General features: G+C 74.3%; 5 protein-coding genes. 2 read left to right on the top strand and 3 right to left on the bottom strand.

Annotated elements, in window-relative coordinates:
- The 3 genes from ACWGIG_RS16845 to ACWGIG_RS16835 all read right to left on the bottom strand — a co-directional run.
- Positions 1 to 317: phosphorylase family protein (locus tag ACWGIG_RS16845; protein ID WP_453322365.1), on the bottom strand; the 317-nt coding region annotated here is incomplete at its 3' end.
- Between the two features lie 14 nt (positions 318 to 331).
- Complete coding sequence (locus ACWGIG_RS16840; RefSeq protein ID WP_453322363.1) at positions 332 to 820, bottom strand: DUF2771 domain-containing protein; 489 nt, start codon at positions 818 to 820, stop codon at positions 332 to 334.
- A 160-nt stretch (positions 821 to 980) separates the two neighbouring features.
- Entirely contained in the window at positions 981 to 2,342 is a 1,362-nt protein-coding gene (locus ACWGIG_RS16835; RefSeq protein WP_453322362.1) for an MFS transporter, read from the bottom strand.
- Positions 2,343 to 2,646: 304 nt separating this feature from the next.
- Here ACWGIG_RS16835 and ACWGIG_RS16830 point away from each other — a divergent pair, with 304 nt between their 5' ends.
- Positions 2,647 to 3,576: a DUF3027 domain-containing protein gene (locus ACWGIG_RS16830; protein ID WP_453322361.1), complete on the top strand. Its 930-nt coding sequence runs from the start codon at positions 2,647 to 2,649 to the stop codon at positions 3,574 to 3,576.
- Between the two features lie 222 nt (positions 3,577 to 3,798).
- Positions 3,799 to 6,954, top strand: coding sequence for a sacsin N-terminal ATP-binding-like domain-containing protein (locus ACWGIG_RS16825; protein WP_453322360.1), 3,156 nt, complete (start codon positions 3,799 to 3,801; stop codon positions 6,952 to 6,954).
- Positions 6,955 to 7,037: the final 83 nt, after the last annotated feature.

Genomic DNA, 7,037 nt, shown 5'->3' with positions numbered 1-7,037 from the left:
GTCCCGAAGCCGAGCCCGGTGACGGATACGTACCCCTGCGGCGTCTCGGCCCCGAGATCGGCGGCGACGATCGCATCGGCGACGACGACGGAGCCGATCGGCGCGACGTCCGCGAACCCGCCGCCGATCCCGGCGGAGATCACCAGGTCGTACGGGGCGGAGGCGGGCGCGGTGGCCAGGGCCCGGGCGGTGGACGCGGCGGCCGCGGCGGGGCCGACGCCGCCGGAGATCACGTCGCAGATCACGTCGCGGCCCCCGAACGCACGCGTGACCGCGTCCCGCTCAGCGGGGACCGCGGTCACGACGAGGACGTTCACGGGGATCACGGGATTCAGGAAGCCTTCTCCAGCTTGAAGCTCCACACGCCGATGAGCTTCTTGCCGCCGGTCTCGACGATGCTGACCGTCGCCTCCTTGGCCGGCGGGGAGCCCTGCTGGCCGCTGCTGAAGAACGCGTTGCCCGGGATGGAGCGGTACGTCTTCTTGAACGGCTCCTGCTCGGCGGGCTGGCCGTTGATGAAGACGGTCCAGCCGTTCTCGGCGACCTCGGGGTCGACGCCCAGGCGGACCTTGTCCTCCATGGAGACCTTGATGGACTTGGCGGGCTTCTTGTTCAGGCAGCCCGGGGTCTCCTTCTCGCTGATGCCCGCATCGCCGTGGGCGTAGCAGGCGGCCTCGGAGTTCACCGAGTCCGAGCCGACCGTGAGGGTGGCACGCGGGGTCGGCTTGTCGCAGGCGGAGAGGACGAGCAGCCCGGCGGAGACAACGCCGAGGGCGGCAGCGGTACGGCGGGCCTTGCCCGAGAACAACGCAACGGTCATGCGCGAAGGCTATCGCCCGGATGGCATCCGGCTGCGCCGGGGCCCTCCGGGCGGGGCGGACGGGTTCACGTTCACCGCCGTGGGGGCTGGGGTCCGGGGCTGCGCCCCGTGCACGGACTGCGTCCGCGCGTCCTCAAGCACCGGACGGGCTGGATACCCCCTACCGCAGCGCCACCCTCTTGCGGCCCGCGCCCAGCAGGCCCCGTACGGACACCAGCACGCCGAGCGCCACCAGGCCCGCGCCCACGCTCATTCCCAGCCAGGCCACCAGCGGCAGCAGGATGCCGATCGCGCCTCCCACCACCCAGGCCACCTGGAGCAACGTCTCGGACCTGGCGAACGCCGAGTTCCGGACCGCCTCCGGCACGTCGCGCTGGATCAGCGCATCGAGTGACAGTTTGCCCAGGGCCTGGCAGAGTCCGGCCGTCGCGCCCAGCGCCGCCACCAGCACCCCGCTGAAGAACACCGCCGTCAGCGCCGAAACCCCCAGCGCGATGCCGAGGACCGTCGCGATGATCAGTTCGGGGGCCCGTGACTTCAGCCAGGCGCCGACCGCCGTGCCCACCGCGTTCCCGAGGCCCGCCGCGACGCCGACGATTCCGAGGGAGACCGCCGCGCTCTGCCCGCCCAGCGGGTGCTGCCGCAGCAGGAAGGCGAGGAAGAAGATCAGGAAGCCGGAGAGCGCGCGCAGTGCCGCGTTCGCCTGGAGGGCGTGGATGACGGAGGGGCCCACGTCCCGCAGCCCCGTCTTCGTCTGTGCCTCTCCCGGGTGTTCGGCGGCCAGATGGGCGCGCCGTTCACCCTTCGCGGAGTCCACCTTTCCGGGCATGGAGAAGGCGAGGAAGGTGCCGGCCACGAAGACGAGGAAGGCCCCGTACAGCGGCCAGGCAGGACCGACGCGCTGGAGCGCCGCCCCGATCGGCGCGGCGGCCCCCGTCGCGAGCAGGCCCGCGAGCGTCACCCGCGAGTTCGCCTTGACCAGCGAGAAGCGTGGTGGCAGCAGTCTCGGCACGACCGCGCTCCGGACCACTCCGTACGCCTTCGAGGCCACCAGTACGCCCAGCGCCGCCGGGTACAGCTCGATGCCGCCCGTCGCCACCGCCCCCGACATGGCCAGCGCCAGCACCGCCCGCGCCAGCATCGCGCCCGCCATCGCGGCCCGCCGCCCGTGCGGCAGCCGGTCCAGCAGCGGGCCGATCACCGGGGCCAGCAGGGTGAAGGGCGCCATCGTGATCGCCAGATAGAGCGCGACACGTCCGCGCGCCTCGTCGGTCGGTACGGAAAAGAAAACCGTCGAGGCGAGTGCGATTGTGATCAATACGTCGCCCGCGCCGTTGACGGCGTGCAGTTCGATGAGCTTTCCGAGCCCCGACTCACCCGCGCCGTGCGCGTGCGTGGCGCGCCGGATGCCCCGCGCCGTACCGGTGAACGGCAGGTGGAGGGCGCGGCCGACCGCCCGGCCCGCCTTGCGCAGCGGCCCAGTTGGGACGTACGAGCGTGACGTCGAACGTGCGCTGGTCACCCCGCCATACTGCCCCAAAGACGCGCGGGCACCGCCCGACCCGAACCAGGATTCGGACGCGCAGGTGGGATGGGGGCGGCGGAGGGGGTAGCGTGCGTAGCGCGCCACCGGCGGTTGTCCTCGGCCGCGCGCCTCTCAGCGATCCCGCAGAATGGATGGCGGAAGGTGTGCCCGAGGCAGTAGGTAGGTCGGGCGCGGACGTCGACGCGGCCCCATGGTCCGCTCCGCCCGCAGCTCGTACATCCATCTGCATCGCTCCTCGGCAGGCGCACCCGTGATACGGCGTAGGAGAGAAGCGAAACCTGTGAGTGCTGCGACGACGAGAAGCCGTACCCCTGACCGTCTGTGCGCCGAAGCGGTCGACCTCGCGCGCGAGGCCGCCGAGGAGGCCGCCTTCCCCGGGGTGGTCGGCGAGCACCTCACTCTCTTCTCCGAGGGCGACCGGGTGGTCACCCACCTCTTCGAGGCCAAGGAGCCCGGCTACCGCGGCTGGCGCTGGGCCGTCACGGTGGCCCGCGCGTCCCGCGCGAAGTTCGTCACCCTCGACGAGACGGTCCTGCTGCCGGGCCCCGACTCCCTCCAGGCCCCCGAGTGGGTGCCGTGGAGCGAGCGGCTGCGCCCCGGCGACATGGGCCCCGGCGACCTCCTCCCCACGGAGGCGGAGGACCTGCGTCTGGAGCCCGGCTGGACCGGTGAGGACGCACCGCCGCCGAACTCGCTCCTCTCCGAGGAGATGGAGTCCCAGGCCCTCGCCGAGGTGGTGGACGCCGAGGACGCGGAACTGACCGCTCCGGTCGCATCCGTGCCCGTACGCGGGTCCATCACGTCCGTCGCGGAGGAGCTCGGCATGCGCCGGGCCCGCGTCCTGTCCCGCTACGGCCTCCACCTGGCGGCCGACCGCTGGGACGAGGAGTACGGCCAGAAGACCCCGATGGCGCAAGCGGCCCCCGCCACCTGTGTCTCCTGCGCGTTCCTCATCCCGGTCTCCGGCTCGCTCGGCCAGGCCTTCGGCATCTGCGCCAACGAATTCGGCCCGGCGGACGGCCATGTCGTCTCGCTCTCGTACGGCTGCGGCGGCCACTCGGAGGCGGCCGTGATGCCGAAGACGCCGAAGCCGACGGGGCCGGTGCACGATTCGATGGCGGTGGATGCTTTTCCGCTGAGGCCGGATCCGGAGGGTGGGTCGGTGGCCGTGGTGTCCGACCCCGACTCGGAGGACCTGGGCCACTCCTGACCCTGGCTCCTCCGAAGGGGGGGCGCCCCCTTCCCCCTCCGGGCTTCGCCCGGGACAGGGGTTGCCCGTCCGGGCAGGGTTTTCCGTGTGCGAGTGCGTCCGTGGCTGGTCGCGCAGTTCCCCGCGCCCCCAAACGGGACTGTCCGGCCGCTCACCGGGCAGGGGCAATGGTCAGCCGCGCGGTACCTTGCACGCCGCAGACCACGACAGAGGAGCACCACCGTGAGCGCATCGGAGACGGACACCACCGGGGCCGACGAGGGCGACCCCGGCGACCCGTTCGGCAGCGCACGGCTGCGGCGCGGTGTGCTGGACGCCTGGACCGCGACCCCGGCCCGTTTCCGCGAGGACGCCAACGCGGAGGAGGACCTCGCACTCGGCGGCTACCGGGACCGGCTCGTCGTGGAGCTGGCGCAGAACGCCGCCGACGCGGCGGGGCGCGCGGGAGCGGCCGGGCGGCTGCGGCTGACCCTGCACCCGGCCACCGCCGACGGGCCCGCGGTGCTCGCCGCCGCGAACACCGGTGCACCGCTGGACGCCGCCGGCGCGCAGTCGCTCAGCACGCTGCGGGCCTCCGCCAAGCGTGAGGACACCGCCGGAGCCGTCGGCCGCTTCGGGGTCGGGTTCGCCGCCGTGCTCGCGGTGAGCGACGAGCCCGCCGTGCTCGGCCGGCACGGAGGTGTGCGCTGGTCGCTCGCCGAGGCGCGCGGGATGGCACAGGAGTCCGCGCTCCGCAGCCCCGGCCTCGACGACGAACTCCGCCGCCGCGACGGCCATGTGCCGCTGCTGCGGCTTCCGTTGCCCGCCGAGGGGACCGCGCCCGAGGGGTACGACACGGTCGTCGTGCTCCCGCTGCGCGACCCGGCGGCCGTGGCGCTGGTCGAGCACCTGCTCGCCGCGATCGACGACGCGCTGCTGCTGACGCTGCCGGGACTGAGCGAGGTCGTCGTCGAGACGCCCGAGACGGTACGGACGCTGTCGCGGTCGGTGCACGGGGCGTACGTCCACATCGAGGACAGCCACCACAGGGGCAGCGGGGCCGAGGACGCGCACGGCACGACCCGCTGGCGCACGGCCACCGCGTCCGGCGCCCTCACCCGCGAACTCCTCGCGGACCGCCCCGTCGAGGAGCGCCTGCGCCCGCACTGGTCCCTCACCTGGGCCGTCCCCGTCGACGACGACGGCTCCCCGCTGCCGCCGCGCACCGCACGCGTCGTGCACGCGCCGACGCCGACCGACGAGCCGCTGGGCGTGCCCGCGCTGCTCATCGCCTCGCTGCCGCTGGACACCACCCGCCGGCACCCCGCGCCAGGGCCGCTCACCGACTTCCTCGTGGAGCGGGCGGCCGACGCGTACGCCGAACTGCTGAGCGGCTGGGAGCCGCTGTCCACCGGGACCCTCTCGCTCGTCCCCGGGCCGCTGGGCAAGGGCGAGCTGGACGGAGCGCTGCGCGCCGCGATCGTCGCCCGGCTGCCCCGCATCCCCTTCCTCCTCCCCGCCGCGCCCACCGAGGAACAGCCCGCGCTGCGCCCGTTCGAGGCGGAGGTCGTGGAGGGGGCGGGCGACGAGACCGTACGCGTACTGGCGGAGGTGCTGCCGACGCTGCTGCCCGCCGGGCTCGAACGCCGGGCGGAACTGCGGACGTTGGGAGTGGGGCGACTCCCGCTCGGGGACGCCATCGAGCGCATCGGCGGCGCCGAGCGCGCTCCCGGCTGGTGGTGGCGGCTGTACGAGTCGCTGGCCGGCGTCGACCCGGACCGGCTCGCCGGGCTCCCGGTGCCGCTCGCCAACGGGCGTACGGCGGTCGGCCCCCGCCAGGTCCTCCTGCCGCTGCCGGACACCACCGCCCCCGAGCAACTCGCCAGGCTCGGGCTGCGGGTGGCGCACGCCGAGGCCGCGCACCCGCTCCTGGAGAAGCTGGGTGCGCTGCCCGCGACGCCGCGCGCCGTGCTGACGACTCCCCAGGTGCGGACGGCGGTCGCGGGCTCGCTCGACGGTTCGGACATCTGGGACGAGGACGCGCTCGACGCGGACGAGCTGACCGAGACGGTCCTGGGCCTCGTACGGGACGCGGACCTGGCGCCGGGCGACGAACCGTGGCTGGGCGCACTGGCCCTGCCGGACGAGGACGGGGAGCTGTCCCCGGCCGGTGAGCTGGTGGTGCCGGGGTCCGACTTCGCCCGCGTCATGCGCGAGGACGAACTCGCCCTGGTCGACCAGGACTTCGCGGACAAGTGGGGCGAGTCCGTACTCGCCGCCGTGGGCGTGCTGGCCACCTTCGCTCTCGTACGGGCGACGGACGTCGTGCTCGACCCCGACGAGCTCGAACCGCGCGACGGCGACTTCGCCGAGCCGGACGACGCGGGGCTGCTCGACGCGGTCGACGTGTGGTGCGAGGACCTCGTCGACCAGCTGCCCCGCACGCCGGTGCCGCCGGTGGCGACGGAGATCGTGGCCGTACGGGACCTGGACCTGGTCGACGACGACAAGTGGCCCCTCGCCCTCGCCATGCTGGCGCAGCCGCCGCTGCGGGACGCGCTGACGCAGCAGGTGCGGGTGCTGCTGCCGGACGGGACGACGCAGTCCGTACGCCCGTACACGGCGTGGTGGCTGCGTGACCACCCGGTCCTGGACGGACGCCGCCCGGCGGGCCTGCTGGCGGCGGGCGGTGACGCGCTCCTGGAGGGCCTGTACGACGAGGCCGACGCGACCGGATTCGAGGACGAGCAGGTGCTGCGGGCGCTGGGCGTACGCACGACCCTGGCCTCGCTGCTCGCCGAGCCGGGCGGGGCGGCGGAGCTCCTCGGCCGCCTCGCGGACCCGGAGAGCGAGGTCGGCGACCACCAACTGCACGCCTTGTACACGGCGTTGGCGGACCTGGATCCGGAGCAGGTGACGCTGCCGGACGAGCTGCGCGCGGTCGTCGACGGGCGGGTGGAGGTCGTGGACGCGGCCGACGCGCTCGTCGTGGACGCCCCGGACCTGCTGCCGCTGACCGGCGGCCTTGCCCTGCTGCCGGTGGCGCCTTCGCGGGCTGCGCGGCTGGCGGACCTGTTCCAGGTGCGGGGGCTGGGGGAGACGGTGCCGGCGGAGGTGAGCTCGCAGGGCGTCGTACGGGAGGTTCCGGCGGCGGTACGGGAGCTGCTGGGGTCGCGGACCCCGGCGACCTACCTCGAACACGAGGAGCTGCTCGCGGGCGGCGTGGAACTGGACTGGCGCGGGACGCCGGACGGGGTCCTGCACGCGTCCACGCTGGAGGGCGTGGCCGCCGGGCTGGCGTGGTCGGCGGGGCAGTGGCCGCGGCGGTTCGAGGTGGCGGCACTTTTGGAGGATCCGACGCGGGTGGGGGAGCTGGCGCGGAACCGGTGGTTCGACTGAGGGACGTCGTGGCCGACCACACAGTTCCCCGAGCCCCGAGCCCCGAGCCCCGAGCCCCGAGCCCCGAGCCCCGAGCCCCGAGC

The organism is Streptomyces sp. NPDC054863 (assembly GCF_053610825.1).
The sequence above is the reverse complement of the archived record's forward strand: the minus strand, read 5'-3'. Positions and strand labels throughout refer to the sequence as shown.

What these genes read in the sequence shown, in the direction of transcription:
- ACWGIG_RS16840 (WP_453322363.1), bottom strand. Translation starts at nt 820, where the DNA reads ATGACCGTTGCGTTGTTCTCGGGCAAGGCCCGCCGTACCGCTGCCGCC.